This window comes from Novosphingobium sp. PP1Y (assembly GCF_000253255.1).
In the GTDB taxonomy this organism is placed as follows: domain Bacteria; phylum Pseudomonadota; class Alphaproteobacteria; order Sphingomonadales; family Sphingomonadaceae; genus Novosphingobium.
This window is the reverse complement of record NC_015580.1, coordinates 661,349-674,862: the sequence shown is the minus strand read 5'-3', so window position 1 is coordinate 674,862 and position 13,514 is coordinate 661,349. Positions and strand designations below refer to the sequence as shown.

Here is a 13,514-nt window from a genome sequence, read left to right as displayed (position 1 = left end):
GCCCTCACCAGTAATAGAACACGGAAACGATGTGGGCGGTCAGCGCCGCGAGCAGAGCCATCGTGGCGGGTACATGGACGTAGAGCCACACCTCCAGCATGGCCTTGAGGCGCATGTGCCGGCGCATCCTCTCGAGCTGGGCCTTTCGCCGGACCAGCAGCTTTTCCACCCGTTCGATCGCCGGATCGGCAGAGCCGGAAAGCGCCAGCCCTTCCAGCGCCTTCTGCGTCGTGCAGCCCGGGTAATGGCCCGAAAGGCGGCGCAGCAGGCCCGGCGAGAACGGGTCTTCCTCCAGTGCTGCCAGCACCAGATCGGACGGCCCGCGCGCAAGCGGCTGCGCGGCTTCGTTTAGCTGACGGTCCAGCGCGCGAATGGCGTCGACCATCTGTCCCTGCGTCATTTGCTCACGATTGGAACTGAGCGCGGTGGGCAGCGAAGCATAGGCCCAGATGCCGAACATGCCCGAGACGATCACCAGCATCATCAGCGCATAGGCCAGGGTGTGGACGTTCCAGCCAAGCTGGAAGCCGGTGTGCAGCGTCGCCACGACGATCAGCGAAAGGCCAAGGTACACGTGCGCCGAAGTCCAGGCCTTGAGGGACCAGCGCCCCTCGGTGATCGCGCGCTTGCGGATGCCCAGCAGCGAGAGCCAGACGATCAAAAGGGCGCCGATGGTGCCCAGGGTATAGCCGATCCAGGTACCGCCGCCGGGCCGCGGCTTGGGATCGGTGAGGAAATAGGCCGCGATGCACACCACGCACAGCGCGGTCGCGATCTTCATCCAGCGGAAGCCGCGATGACGCAGGAAACCCTCGTGATCGCTGCGATATTCGCGGTTGGCAACGTGGCCGGTTTCGGATGCACTGGCCATTATTCGCCCTCCGCCAGCTTGGCGACCGAGAGGAAGGCCTCCGGCGAAACGCGGATTGCCGCCCCGGTAGGGCAGGCGCGCACGCAGGAGGGCCCGCCGTCGATCCCGGCGCACATGTCGCACTTGATCGCCTGCTTGGGCCGCTCGACGCCGTCGGCATGCGCCTTGCGCCAGGCCTTGCTCGGCTCACCCGGCCCAGGCCCCTTGCCGAGGAACAGCCACGAGAGGATCGAGGGCTTCTTCGGTGGCACCGAATCCATGCGGATCACGCCATAAGGGCAATTGCGCTGGCAATTGCCGCAGCCGATGCAGGTCTCGTCGATGAAGACTTCCCCGTCCGGGCCCCGCTGGATCGCGTTGGGGGGGCAATCCGCCATGCAGTGCGGATGTTCGCAGTGGCGGCACGAAGTCGGTACATGAAGATGCGCGTAAGTCGTCCCCGCCTCGCGGTCGAGCCGTGAGAGGCCGTCATGGCTGTCGGCGCAGGCCTTCTCGCAATTGTCGCATCCCACGCAGAGCGTCTCGTCGATCAACAGCACGTCGGTCGCCTCGCCGATGCCGTTGTCGACCAGGAACTGCGCGGTCTGGGAATACATGTCGACGACGCTCGAGAAGTTCTCCTTGCGCCCTTCGACGAAAGTATTGATCTCGCGCCGTCGCTCCATCTCGGCGAAGGCCTTCTGCTTGAGCTGGGGCTTGCGCGCCAGCAGACGCACGAAAGCCTCACCCGGCAGGCGGATGACTTCGGACTTGATCGCCGCTCGCACCGTCGCGGACCGGCGCGAGCCATCGATCACGGCCATCTCGCCGACATAGGCGCCGGCCGGAAGGTAGCTGAGGAACACCGGCTTGCCGCCGATCTGGCGCTCGACGATCATCGAACCGCGGCGGATGATGAAAATGTCGGTGCCTTCCTCGCCCTCCTTCATCAGCACTTCGTTGGCGCGCAGTTCCTTGACTTCCGCCCCGTCGACCAGCTCGGCGATGTCGTCCGGGGTGAGGCCCGAGCCGAATATCTGGAGGAGCTGGCGCTCGATCGCGATGCGGTTGACGACCTTGGCCGCGGCCGGGGCCGTCGCCATCATCTTCAGCGCGGCGGAACGCGAAAGTTCAACGACGATCAGGTCCTGCGCCGCGCGCACGGTGGAGCCGCGGCGGCGGCCGGAAATGAGGCCGACCTCGCCGAAGATGGAGCCCTGCCCGATCGGCACGGTGATGGAGGGATCGTCCTTGTTGACCTCCACCGCCACCGAACCTTCGGCGATGGCGAAGAGCGAGGAGCCCGGCTCGTTGCGCTGGAATACCGCCTCCCCCTTGCGGAAAGCACTGACGTCGGAATCGAGCATCAGTTCGCGCAGTTGCAGCGCTGAAATGTCGCGGAAGATCTCGATCCGGCCGCCGAACAGTTCCAGCCATTCATCGACGCTGCGCCGGCCCGGAAGGGCCGCGAACTTCTCCGCCAGGATCGGTTCGTCGGCAGGCTTGAGACCGGTATTGCCGTTGAGGAATTCGACGACGTCGTAGCCCTGGTTCATGCAGTGCTTGATCAGCGGATAGCCCGCCAGCGCGCCGATGACGTGAATGCCCGGGCGCGTCGTCTCGAATACCGGCGACAGCACCGGGAAGGCCTCGCGCTCGGGACTGGTGAATTCGATGCCGCAATCCTCGACGAACTTGCGCGGCGGGGCCGAGCCGGTGCGCGCAATGATGCGGTCGCAGCGAATGGTTTCCTGCCCGTCGCGGGTATCGAGCAGAAGTTCGCCGGGCCGCACTTGCGCCGGCGTCGTCTCATTGCGGATGATGATGCGTCCGGCGGCTTCGGCCTCCATCAGCAGCTTGACGTTAGCCTCTTTGGCTCGCGCGAATTCGGTACCGCGGTTAAGGATCGTGACGACATTGCCCTGCGCCGGATCGGCAGCCAGGCCCAGCGCGTTCTCGATCCCGGCATCGCCGGTACCCACGACGGTAATGTGCTCGTCCACATATTCGGTGGGATCGTCCAGCTGGTACTGGATATGCGGCATGTCTGCGCCTTCGCAGCGCAGGCGGTTGGGGTTGCCCTGGGTGCCGATGGCCAGAATCACCGCTTCGGCCTCGATCGTGTCCCCGCCCTTGAGCGTCAGGACGAACGCGCCCTTTTCGCCCTCGATCTTGGTGACTTCCGACTTGTAACGCACAGTGATCGCATTGCTTGCGGCCTGCTCGTCCCAAATCCCGAGGATCTGTTCACGCTTGCCCGCATCGAACTCGAAATCGGATCGCAGCACCAGCGAGGAAGGCGTCGCCATGACGTGCTTGCCCTTCTGGTACTTGAAGATGGTGTCGGACAGGTGATCGGTCTTTTCCAGCAGGACGTGCGACATGCCCAGCCTGGCCGCCCTGCCCGCCGCGCTCATGCCTGCGGGGCCGGAGCCGATAATAGCGATACGGACGCGATCTTTCACAACTTCCCCCTCGTCGTGCCGACCGAACATTGCAAAGCCACGCGAAAAACCGCATTTGCGCAAAGCTGATCCGTGGCCTGTCCCCTCAGCCGACGGTACTGTAATGAATGGGAAATAGCGATGACACAACCGACGACGACAATATTTCGTCCGCAAAGAATCGCTCTGGTACTTGCAGGACTTGTCGCCGCCGGGGCCGTGGGGGCTGCGATACTGCGCGGTGACGAGGTTAACACTGCATCAGGCAATGCTGCCATGGCCGCATCAACTTCTTTGCCGGCCAGTGCCTCGATCGACGATCTCGAGAAAGCGGCCAAGGACACGCCCAAGGATTCTGCAGCCTGGCAACGCCTTGGGCTCGCCTATTTCGAGGCGGCGCGATTCGCCGAAGCGGCAAACGCCTACGGCAAGGCAACCGAGCTGGCGCCCGGCACCGCCGTCCTCTGGTCCGCGCTTGGCGAGGCGCGGGTCATGGCCAGCGATCGCGATCCGATGCCGCCGCGCGCCGTCAGCGCTTTCGAAAAGGCCATCGCCATCGACCCCAAGGACCCGCGCTCGCGCTATTTCATGGCAGTAAAGCGCGACTTGTCCGGCGATCACCAGGGCGCCGTGGACGACTGGATCGCACTGCTGAAGGACAGTCCGGCCGATGCGCCCTGGCGTGCCGACCTCGTGCGCACCATCGAACAGGTGGGCAAGATCCACCAGATCGACGTTGCCGACAAGCTCGCCGCAGCGAACGGCAAGGCCGCCTCCAGCGCTCCGGCCGGCGCTTCACTTCCGGCTGCAGCCCGCGGCATTCCCGGCCCCAGCGCACAGGACCTCGCCAATGCCTCGCGCATCGCACCCGGCGAGCAGCGCAACATGGCCGAGGGCATGGTGTCACGCCTTGAACAGCGGCTGGAAAGCGATCCGTCCAATATCGACGGATGGATCATGCTCATGCGCAGCCGCCGCACGCTCGACCAGCCGGAAAAGGCGCAAAAGGCCCTCACCGACGCCATCGCCGCCAATCCGGGCAAGGCCGATTACCTGCGCCAGCAAGCCGGTATGCTCGGCATTCGGGACAAATAAAGGCCGCCTTCGGGCCCAGGTCAGCCATCCCGGCGCCCGTCGCGCCCCTCCTCCGATGGCGGGAACATCTTTGCAAGAAAGCCGAGAATGGCGAGATTCACGCCGGGCGCGAGGACTGCGCCCGCCAATGAGCCCAGCCCGGCGCGGTCTGCCAGCAGGTTCCAGGGCAGCCCCAGCGGCATGAGAAAAACGGCCGAGAGCGGATCATTCTCCTGCCCGAACCAACCGAAGGTACCGATGGTCAGGGTCACAAGCGCAAGGATGTAAAGCGCCAGGAATATTCCGAAGAGCCACCTCACCTTCGCATCCCTCCACGGCATTGCAGCCGTCTGGACAGAGACATCGCAGGATAGGTGACAGGGTTCAAAGTTCGCCCTCGCTCCCGGTGTACATGACCCCGGCAATGGTGCCGTCACGATTGCCCCGGCACAGCCATGGAGCATGGGCGCCTTGGACATTCACGTAGATCTTGATCGTCGGCCCACTCCCGTCGATGCTTCGGGTGCCCAGGACGGGCGCGTGGGTCACCTCTCCCACGCTGGCAAGGCATTTTCCTTCAAGTCCGCCGGGTACCCGGGCGAAGTCGCGGACCGGGGGCTTTGCGGGAATGCGCGGCTCGGTCACCGCGACGGGCAACGGGGCCAAGGGCGCCCCGGGCGTCTGCATGGCCGCTTCACTGGCAATGGCCATGGGTTCGGCAACGGTAGTGACCTCCTCGCTTGGCGGCACAAGCGGCTTTTCCTCATTGCCCGTACCGCGCCCTCCTGCAGCAAGCGACAGGCCGGCAAGGACAGATACCCCAAGGGAGCGGCAGGCGATGTACGCAATCATTGGAGGTGCCGCGCGATGCGGACAATTTTCCGCCCCCGGCCTGCCTCGGTGGTAATGCAGGCAGGAGGCGGAAAGTCATGAGAGAGACGCCGCCTCGCGGGGGCGATCTCAATCGGGCCCTGTAACCCGGGCTTGATCGCCTGAAAGTCTGCGGGGGGAATCCTGCTCCGTCGCATGACGAAGAACGGCGCGGCACTTCGTGCATCGATGCTGTCAAATAATGAAAAGTCCTGCCGCGTCACTGCTTCTCTCTCCATTCGGCAAGAAAATGCTCGCATAGAGTTCAGGGCTTAGGAAGGTTAATGCGGACTATCATCCAATTCAATTTAAAATAATAACGCAAAACCGGACACTTGGGAAAGACTACCGGAACATCTGCTATTTCGTGATTTACTTGACATGAGCGCGCGCCGTCCCGTGAACCGACTGCAATGTCGCAATTGTACAATTTCCCGAGCTGCACCTCGAGAACGGCGACCCTTGGGCCGCGTAAGGAATGACGGGAAAATGCCGGGATCGGCGGTAGCGCCAGGCCAAGACCGAAGTCCCGACGCCAGAAGCGAGAAGCATGGCAGCTGCTCTGAATCCGGCGCCGGGACCAGTGCCGTGCCGGCTACGCAATAGCAGGGGGGCTTGTACCGGCCGGCGTTAACGGTTGAATCATCAGCGAGTCATGGCGCTAGTCTGACCTGACAATTCCCCTTGTGGCAGAGCGTCGGACACTTGGTGTCATCCGCGAATGGGGTCTTCACGGCAGTCATATTCAAGACGAATTGGGAAGCACGTCTCATCAAGCTGCCCCACACTCCTCCACTAACCATGGAAACTACCATAAGTTATAAGAGCTGGCGAAACGAATTCGTCTCAAAGCAACAACGATTAAACTTATTTAACAGCAGTAAGGTGCCGTTCCGTGCGCGCAGAACACTTCGGACTCGCGCGAAATTGCCGCAATCACCGGTTCTGAAATGCCCCGGCAAGGCCAACAATTCCCGGCGACACCACCCGCTAGCAAGGAGGAAGTCGGGATCAGGATCTTGCCGGAGTGCTTGAGCTCGCGCTGCCTGCCCCGCCTCTCCTAGCGGTTGGGCAGCGCCTTGAGCACGAACTGCATGCAAACCAGGATTAGCGCGACAGCGAAACTATCGGCGAACAGGTCTCCCCATTCCGCATCGCGATGCAGCGCAGGGATCATCTGCACCACTTCGATCAGAGCGCCCACCACGACGAGTCCTAACGCCAGAAGCAACCGCGGAATACGCGGATAGGCCAGCGTTCCAAGGATCGCCAGGCTCGCAAATGCCGCCATGTGCTGGATTTTATCCGGTACGATACCGTGCAGGTCGTTGGAGTCGGGCAGGATTGCCATGACAACGGCGAACGCCATCGCCGTCCAGAAGGCTGTCTTGAGATATTTTTGCACCGCAGCATTATCGGCGAGCCCGCTGCCGACTTCAATAGAATTTCGCTTCGCTCCGGCCGCGATTTTCATCGCTTCGCCTTCCGGCCCGACTAACGCTCGCAGCTTCGGTCTTGTTGCTGCTGCAGAAGGCTGGCGCGCCCGGCAGGGTTCGAACCTGCGACCCCAAGCTTAGAAGGCTCGTGCTCTATCCAGCTGAGCTACGGGCGCGCACGCGGGTCCCCATAGCGCGGTTCTCGCGCAGCGCAAACCGCGAGGCCTGTTGAAAGTCCCCTTTGCCTGCACGGCGTTGCAGGTTACGCACAGGTGATGAGCACGCAGCCCGACGCGCAACCCCACCTGACCCGCCTTGACGGTCAGACCGGCGCCCGCCGCCACTTCCGCTATTTCGACTACGTGATGACCGCCTTCGTGGTGATCCTGCTGCTGTCGAACCTGATCGGAGCGGCCAAGCAGGCGCAAGTCGCGCTGCCGCTGGTGGGCACGATCACCTTCGGGGCAGGAGTGCTGTTCTTCCCGATTTCCTACATCATCGGTGACGTCATGACCGAGGTCTACGGCTACGCCAATGCGCGCCGATGCATCTGGGCAGGCTTCTTCGCGCTGCTGTTCATGGTCGTCATGTCGCTGGTGGTCGTCAACATTCCCGCAGCGCCGGACTGGGCGCTCGCTTCGGCCAGCTACATGGTGGCGGGCAAGGAAGTGACTGCACCCAACCAGGCGGCCTATTATGCGATCTTCGGCCAGACGCCGCGGATCGTCCTTGCCTCGCTGGTCGCCTTCTGGGCCGGCGAATTCGTCAATTCCTTCGTGCTGGCGCGAATGAAATTGCTGACCGCGGGCCGCTTCCTGTGGATGCGCACGATCGGCTCGACGATCTTCGGCGAAGGCGTGGACAGCGCACTGTTCTATCCCCTGGCCTTTCTCGGCGTTCCCGGATTCACGCCGCACACGGTGGCGATGCTGGCGCTCACGCAATGGATCATCAAGACGCTGTGGGAAGCCGTGCTGACGCCCGCGACATACCTCGTCGTCGGTTTCCTCAAGCGGCGCGAAGGCGTGGATGTCTATGACGACAATACCGACTTCAACCCCTTCGCCAAGACGAACGCGGTCTGAGCCTGCAAGCAGGGTCGCAATGACGGCACCGAGCGGCTAGGCACGCGGGCGATGGCCCTCGACCGCATCCTCCTGTCCCGTTTCCGCAACCACCGCGAGACCGCGGTGGAAGGCACGGCGCAGTTCAACCTGCTGGTGGGTGAGAACGGCGCGGGCAAGACCAACGTGCTCGAAGCGATCTCGCTGATGGCGCCGGGACGCGGCCTGCGCCGGGCCGGGCTCTCCGACATGCCCGCACAAGGCAGCGAAGGCGGCTTCGCGGTCAGCGCCTTGCTGATGACACCGGATGGCGAGCCGGTTCGCCTCGGCACAGGCGTTGCCGCCGAGCGGCCCGGGCGCCGCCTCGTCCAGATCAACGGAGCGGAAGCTCCGGCGGTACGGCTGGCCGAATGGCTCTCCATCGGCTGGCTGACCCCGGCGATGGACCGCCTTTTCGTAGAAGGAGCAGGAGCGCGGCGGCGGTTTCTCGACCGGCTGGTGCTGGCGGTGCGGCCCGACCATGCCGGGCACGCGACCCGTCTCGAGAACGCCCTGCGCGAACGCAACCGCCTGCTCTCGGACGACATGCCGCCCGATCCGCGCTGGCTCGATGCCATCGAACTTCAGATCGCCGAGGCCGGTGCGGCCGTCGCCTCCGCGCGCGCCGATCTCGTCGCCCAGCTCGACACGACACTGGCGGCGCTGCCGGATTCCCCTTTCGCGCGCCCCTCGCTCGCCTACCAGCCGGGCGGTCCGATCGATGCCGAGCCCCTCGCCCGGGCGCTGCGCGAGGGACGGGCGCGCGACCGCGCCGCGCAGCGCACGCTGACCGGCCCGCACCGCGACGAAGTGGTCGTGACCATGGCCGGCAAGGGCCAGGCCGCCGCCGAGTGTTCCACTGGCGAACAGAAAGCGATGCTGATCGCGATCACGCTCGCCCACTCTCAGCTGCTGGAAGACAATAGCGGCAGCCGGCCGCGCCTGCTTCTGCTTGACGAAGTGGCCGCCCACCTCGACCCCGTGCGCCGCGAAGCCCTGTTCGACCGCCTGCGCGCAGGTTCGGCGCAAGTCTGGCTCACCGGGACCGAACTCGCCCCCTTCGATGCGATTGCCGAGGAAGCGGCAATCTGGGAAGTGCGAGCAGGTGCAGTGCAGCGGCGCTGAGCAGACCGCAGGCACCGCCAAGCCAGAGCGGGCCTTGGAGACCTGACCGAGACGCCCCCCGGCGAAAGCCGCAACGCTCGGATCAGCGCGCCATCCGCTCCTCTCCGGCCGAGGCGGTTGGCGGCACCGCCACGTCCGATGCCGCTTCGGAGGCTTCGGCTTCCGCACCGGTCGGCAGGGCATCGGCCACGTCGTCGACCGTGGCGGTCACGATGGCGTCGACGCCCAGCGCAGTCGGATGCATGTGGTCCGGCTGCATCAGGTCCGGCTTGTCGATCACCGGCTGGAGGAAGAAGGGCACCAGTGCCGCGTCGTACTTCTCCGAGAGCTGCGCATAGATCGGGTTGAATTTCGCCGCGTAGTCCTTGCCCAGGTTCGGCGCGGCAAGCATGCCAAGCAGGACGACCTTGATGTTTTCCTGCTTGAGGCGCTGCAGGATCGCCTCGAGGTTGTTGCGTGTCGTCGCCGGAGGCAGTCCGCGCAGCATGTCGTTTCCGCCCAGGCTGATGATGACCAGCTCCGGCTTTTCCTTCTGGCTGCTCAGCGTGAAGTCGAGCCGCTCCAGCCCTGCCTCGGTCGTATCGCCCGAAACGCCCGCATTGATGACCCTTGCGTTGATGCCGCGCGCGCGCAGGGCCTGTTCGAGCCGGTCAGGATAGCTCTCGCCATCGTTGAGACCGTATCCGGCAAGCAGCGAATCCCCGAAGGCCAGGATCGGGCGCTCCGGCCCCATGACCGGGATGGCCGGCGGCGCATCGAGCGCACTCATCGTCTCTTCGGCCACCGGAGGCGTCGCGGCCTTGTCGCAGGCGGCCAGCGCCAGCGGGAGCGTAAGCAGGGCAATTGTCAGGGCGCGCAAGGCTTTCTCCTTGTAGGATCGCACTTTGCTATCCCATATGGGGGCGGTGACAAGCCTTTCCCAACATTCCAACGCCTCTATCGTTGCCCGTGACCTGCGCCTGACGCTGGGCAACGGGGGCAGCGCCGTCGAAATCCTCAAGGGTGTCGACCTGACCGTGCCGCAAGGCCAGACCCTCGCCCTGCTCGGCCCGTCCGGCTCGGGCAAGTCCTCTTTGATGTCCGTGCTTTCCGGACTGGAACGCGCAAGCTCGGGCACCTTGTCCGTTGCCGGTGAAGACTTCGCCGGGATGGACGAGGACGCGCTGGCCCGCGCCCGGCGCGGCCGCATCGGCGTGGTGCTGCAGGCCTTCCACCTCCTGCCGACGATGACCGCACTGGAAAACGTCGCGACGCCGCTGGAGCTTGCCGGGATGTCCTCGGCCCGCCAGCGCGCCCATGAGGAACTGGCAGCCGTCGGCCTCGACCATCGCCTCAGCCACTATCCCGCACAGCTGTCGGGCGGCGAACAGCAGCGCGTGGCCATCGCCCGTGCCCTGGCCCCGCGTCCCTCGCTGGTTTTCGCCGACGAGCCGACCGGCAATCTCGATGCGCGAACCGGATCTGCGATCATCGACCTGCTCTTTGCCCGGCGCGAGGAGAGCGGCGCGACGCTGCTGATCATCACCCACGACGAGAACCTCGCCAGCCATTGCGAGCGGATCGTGACCATCGCCGACGGGCGCATCGCCAGCGACACGCTGCCGGCATGAACGCAACGCTGCCCTGGGCCACCGCCTGGACCATCGCGCGGCGCGATCTTTCGGCGCGGTTCAAGGGGCTGAGGCTACTGCTTGTCTGCCTGTTCCTGGGCGTGGGCGCGATTGCGGCCATCGGCACACTGACCGGCTCGATCGAGAGCGAGCTGGCAACGCGCGGGCGGCAGATCCTGGGCGGTGACGTCGAACTGCGTGTCTGGCAGCGCGGGCTGACCGATGCCGAACGCAGGGCCCTGCAATCGCTCGGCACGATTTCGGACGGCTTGCGCATGCAGGCGATTGCCCAGAAGGGCGAGCTTACTGCCCCGGTCGCGCTCAAGGCGGTCGCCCCCGACTGGCCGCTCTACGGCAAGCTCACCTTGCGCGACGGGCGCAAGGTCGGCGCGCCGCCCGAGGGGACCGTGTGGATCGCGCAAGGAACCGCCGAGCGGCTGGGCGTGAAAGTGGGTGACAGCTTCCGTCTGGGCGGCCAGCCGCAGAAGGTCGGGGGGATCATCGCTTCCGACCCGGAACAGCTCGGCGAAGGATTTTCGCTGGGAGACACCGCGATATCGGCCATCGGCCTGCCAGAGCGCGCGGGATTGACCGCGCCAGGGGCCATGTACCGTAGCGCGATCCGCCTCAAGCTGAAGGACGGACGCGATCCCGACGCGGTCAAGGAGCAGATCGAAAAGCACTTCCCCGATGCCGGTTTCGAGATCCGCACCCGCGACCGCGCCGCGCCATCGACCGAACGCTTCGTGCGGCGCATGGGCGAATTCCTCGTCCTCGTCGGTCTGGCCGCGCTCGTCATCGCAGGCATCGGCATCGGCGGCGGGGTTTCCTCCTACCTCGAGGCGCGGCGCAACTCGATTGCCACTCTCAAGGTGCTGGGCGCGACCAGCGGCGACATCGCGCGGATCTACCTGCTGCAGGTCGGCGTCGCCGCCTTGGCGGGCAGTCTTGCAGGGCTGCTGGCGGGCGTGCTGGTCACACCGCTGCTGGCCGAGGCGCTCGGCTCCCTGCTGCCGGTCGACACAGGCTTCACCGTGTCTCCTGTCGCGCTCGCCACGGCTGCGGCCTACGGGCTTCTCGTCGCGCTGGTCTTTGCCGCGCCGCCACTGGTGCGGGCGCGCTCCTTCCCGGCAATGGCGCTGATGCGCGCGCGGGTTTCTCCGCTTTCGGCCGACCGCAAGGCCCTGCTTTTGCCGGTCGGCATGGGACTTGCGGCCATTGTCGCGCTGGCGCTGCTCAATGCCGCGCAGCCGATGGTGACCTCGGGCTTCCTGGCGGGCGCGGCGCTGATGCTGGGCATGCTGGCGCTTCTCGGACACGGCATCGGTTTTCTCGCGAGGCGCCTGCCGCGCCCGGCCAACCCGATGCTGCGCGCAGGACTTGCAAACCTGCACCGACCCGGCTCGCAGACCGGCGCGCTGGTCACAGCGCTTGGCTTCGGCCTCTCCGCCTTCGTGCTCATCGCGGGCGTGCAGACCAGCCTCGAGGCCAATATCCGCCGTACCCTGCCCGCCCGCGCGCCCGACTTCTTCGTGCTCGACGTACCGCAGGACCGCGCCGACGAATTCCGCAATGCCGTCGAGCAGACCGTCCCCGGTGCCGGGATCAAGCTGGTGCCCAACTTGCGCGGGCGGATCCTCGCCTATGGGCCGAAGGACCAGATGACGCGCGTGTCCGACCTCGACGAGATCCCCGAGGGCGCCTGGGCCCTGCGCGGCGAAAGGGGCCTGACCTATTCAGTGAACGTCCCCGACGGCAGTAGCGTGACTTCCGGCACGTGGTGGCCCCAGCTCTATCGCGGCGAACCGCTCGTCTCGCTCGACGAGAAATTCGCCGATACCGTCGGCCTCAAGGTGGGCGACTACGTGACCATCGGCCTGCTCGGCGTGGAGCGGACCGCCCGGGTGGCCGCGCTGCGCCGGATCGACTGGGACACGATGGGCTTCAACTTCGTGCTGGTCTTCTCGCCCAATGCCCTTGCCGATGCGCCGCACAAGCTGGCCGCGACCATCGAGGTGCCTTCCGGCACTTCGACCGCCGGCCTTCTGCCGAAACTGGCGCGCGCATTCCCGTCGAGTTCGGTGATCGAGACCGGCAGCATCCTGCGCGAAGCACGCGATCTGCTCAGCCAGATGTCGACCGCGATCCTTGCCGCGGCGTCGGTTGCCGTGCTGGCGGGGCTGGCCGTGCTGTTCGGCGCTATCGCCGCTGCGCGCGCCAGCCGTACCTACGACAACGTGATCCTGCGCGTTCTGGGGGCGAGCCGGGGCCAGCTGCTCGCCCTGCAGGTGGCCGAATACGGCCTGATCGCGCTGGTACTCGCCCTCGTCGCGCTGGCAAGCGGCAGCGCCATGGCTTGGGCGGTGATCGTCAAGCTGTTCGAATTCGAATGGCTGCCCGACTGGCCCCGCGTGATCGCGGTGCTGTGCGCCGGGCTGGCCCTGATCCTGACTTTCGCGCTCGCCGGTTCGCTGCCGCTGCTGCGTGCGAAGCCGGCGCGCGCGCTTCGGGAGCTTTAGGCGAAGACCTGCGCGCCCGTCGGGTCCTTGGGATCTTCGCCGAAGCGGTTCGGCCCGGGCGTGCCGGGCAGGAACATGATCACGATCAGCGCGATGTTGGCGATAAAGCCGACCAGCGGCACCATGCTCAACACGATGAAGCCCAGATACCACCAGCCGCTCATGTCGCGGTCATGCAGGCGGCGGACCGTGACCGCGATGCTCGGCACGATCACTGCAAGGCCGTAGATGCCGATCAGGGCTATCGGCAGCATCGTTCCCGCACTGAACAGGGTACCGGTGACATCGCCGCCGGCCAGCGCCGAGAACGACAGCCCCATGACGCCTGCCAGCAGGCCCAGCAGGGCGATGACAATGACATTGAGCAGGGTGAAAGACCAGTATTCCATGCGCCGCGAACGGCCTGAGAATTCGGCGTAGCGCCGAAACGGCATGAACATGTATTCGATCATAAGGGCCCCTCTCGATAGTATGGCCACACTA

12 protein-coding genes and 1 tRNA gene are annotated in these 13,514 nt (G+C 65.4%); 5 read left to right on the top strand and 8 right to left on the bottom strand.

The annotated features are described in order from the left end of the window. Nucleotides 1-4 precede the first annotated feature (4 nt). Nucleotides 5-871: a hypothetical protein gene (locus tag PP1Y_RS09420; RefSeq protein ID WP_013832025.1), complete on the bottom strand. Its 867-nt coding sequence runs from the start codon at nt 869-871 to the stop codon at nt 5-7. After that, on the bottom strand, nt 871-3,345 hold the full coding sequence (locus tag PP1Y_RS09415; RefSeq protein WP_013832024.1) for a cyclic nucleotide-binding domain-containing protein: 2,475 nt from the start codon (nt 3,343-3,345) through the stop codon (nt 871-873). Before PP1Y_RS09415 ends, PP1Y_RS09420 begins: the two co-directional genes overlap by 1 nt. A 90-nt stretch (nt 3,346-3,435) precedes the next feature. Between PP1Y_RS09415 and PP1Y_RS09410 the strand changes: the two genes are divergently transcribed. Continuing rightward, nucleotides 3,436-4,389, top strand: coding sequence for a tetratricopeptide repeat protein (locus tag PP1Y_RS09410; protein WP_013832023.1), 954 nt, complete (start codon nt 3,436-3,438; stop codon nt 4,387-4,389). Between the two features lie 20 nt (nt 4,390-4,409). Here PP1Y_RS09410 and PP1Y_RS09405 read toward each other — a convergent pair whose 3' ends face one another. From PP1Y_RS09405 to PP1Y_RS09380, 4 genes are all read right to left on the bottom strand, one after another. Next, complete coding sequence (locus tag PP1Y_RS09405; protein ID WP_148274932.1) at nt 4,410-4,688, bottom strand: hypothetical protein; 279 nt, start codon at nt 4,686-4,688, stop codon at nt 4,410-4,412. A gap of 64 nt (nt 4,689-4,752) precedes the next feature. Next, the gene (locus tag PP1Y_RS09400; RefSeq protein ID WP_013832021.1) at nt 4,753-5,220 is read right to left on the bottom strand and encodes a hypothetical protein; all 468 of its coding nucleotides are present in this window, start codon (nt 5,218-5,220) and stop codon (nt 4,753-4,755) included. Nucleotides 5,221-6,298: 1,078 nt separating this feature from the next. After that, nucleotides 6,299-6,712 (bottom strand): hypothetical protein, encoded by a 414-nt coding sequence (locus PP1Y_RS09385; RefSeq protein WP_013832020.1) that lies wholly within the window; start codon nt 6,710-6,712, stop codon nt 6,299-6,301. Nucleotides 6,713-6,773: 61 nt separating this feature from the next. After that, nucleotides 6,774-6,850: transfer RNA gene (locus PP1Y_RS09380), tRNA-Arg, on the bottom strand. Nucleotides 6,851-6,949: 99 nt separating this feature from the next. Here PP1Y_RS09380 and PP1Y_RS09375 point away from each other — a divergent pair. Both PP1Y_RS09375 and recF read left to right on the top strand, forming a co-directional pair. Next, nucleotides 6,950-7,759, top strand: coding sequence for a queuosine precursor transporter (locus PP1Y_RS09375; RefSeq protein WP_013832019.1), 810 nt, complete (start codon nt 6,950-6,952; stop codon nt 7,757-7,759). Nucleotides 7,760-7,810: 51 nt separating this feature from the next. Then, a complete protein-coding gene (recF, locus tag PP1Y_RS09370; RefSeq protein ID WP_013832018.1) occupies nt 7,811-8,902 on the top strand; it encodes a DNA replication/repair protein RecF in 1,092 nt (363 codons plus the stop codon). Nucleotides 8,903-8,984: 82 nt separating this feature from the next. Here recF and PP1Y_RS09365 read toward each other — a convergent pair whose 3' ends face one another. After that, nucleotides 8,985-9,785, bottom strand: coding sequence for an arylesterase (locus PP1Y_RS09365; protein WP_041558721.1), 801 nt, complete (start codon nt 9,783-9,785; stop codon nt 8,985-8,987). Nucleotides 9,786-9,798: 13 nt separating this feature from the next. On the opposite strand from PP1Y_RS09365, the gene PP1Y_RS09360 reads away from it, so the two are divergent. Next, entirely contained in the window at nt 9,799-10,512 is a 714-nt protein-coding gene (locus PP1Y_RS09360; protein ID WP_007013492.1) for an ABC transporter ATP-binding protein, read from the top strand. Continuing rightward, complete coding sequence (locus tag PP1Y_RS09355; protein ID WP_013832016.1) at nt 10,509-13,031, top strand: ABC transporter permease; 2,523 nt, start codon at nt 10,509-10,511, stop codon at nt 13,029-13,031. Before PP1Y_RS09360 ends, PP1Y_RS09355 begins: the two co-directional genes overlap by 4 nt. Here the strand turns inward: PP1Y_RS09355 and PP1Y_RS09350 are convergent. Next, nucleotides 13,028-13,483: a DUF805 domain-containing protein gene (locus PP1Y_RS09350; RefSeq protein WP_007013490.1), complete on the bottom strand. Its 456-nt coding sequence runs from the start codon at nt 13,481-13,483 to the stop codon at nt 13,028-13,030. The two genes, PP1Y_RS09355 and PP1Y_RS09350, sit on opposite strands and share 4 nt — an antisense overlap. Nucleotides 13,484-13,514 lie beyond the last annotated feature (31 nt).

Coding starts and splice junctions, on each gene's coding strand:
- PP1Y_RS09420 (WP_013832025.1), bottom strand. CDS start 871: ATGGCCAGTGCATCCGAAACCGGCCACGTTGCCAACCGCGAATATCGC.
- PP1Y_RS09415 (WP_013832024.1), bottom strand. CDS start 3,345: ATGTTCGGTCGGCACGACGAGGGGGAAGTTGTGAAAGATCGCGTCCGT.
- PP1Y_RS09410 (WP_013832023.1), top strand. CDS start 3,436: ATGACACAACCGACGACGACAATATTTCGTCCGCAAAGAATCGCTCTG.
- PP1Y_RS09400 (WP_013832021.1), bottom strand. CDS start 5,220: ATGATTGCGTACATCGCCTGCCGCTCCCTTGGGGTATCTGTCCTTGCC.
- PP1Y_RS09385 (WP_013832020.1), bottom strand. CDS start 6,712: ATGAAAATCGCGGCCGGAGCGAAGCGAAATTCTATTGAAGTCGGCAGC.
- PP1Y_RS09375 (WP_013832019.1), top strand. CDS start 6,950: ATGAGCACGCAGCCCGACGCGCAACCCCACCTGACCCGCCTTGACGGT.
- recF (WP_013832018.1), top strand. CDS start 7,811: ATGGCCCTCGACCGCATCCTCCTGTCCCGTTTCCGCAACCACCGCGAG.
- PP1Y_RS09360 (WP_007013492.1), top strand. CDS start 9,799: ATGGGGGCGGTGACAAGCCTTTCCCAACATTCCAACGCCTCTATCGTT.
- PP1Y_RS09355 (WP_013832016.1), top strand. CDS start 10,509: ATGAACGCAACGCTGCCCTGGGCCACCGCCTGGACCATCGCGCGGCGC.
- PP1Y_RS09350 (WP_007013490.1), bottom strand. CDS start 13,483: ATGATCGAATACATGTTCATGCCGTTTCGGCGCTACGCCGAATTCTCA.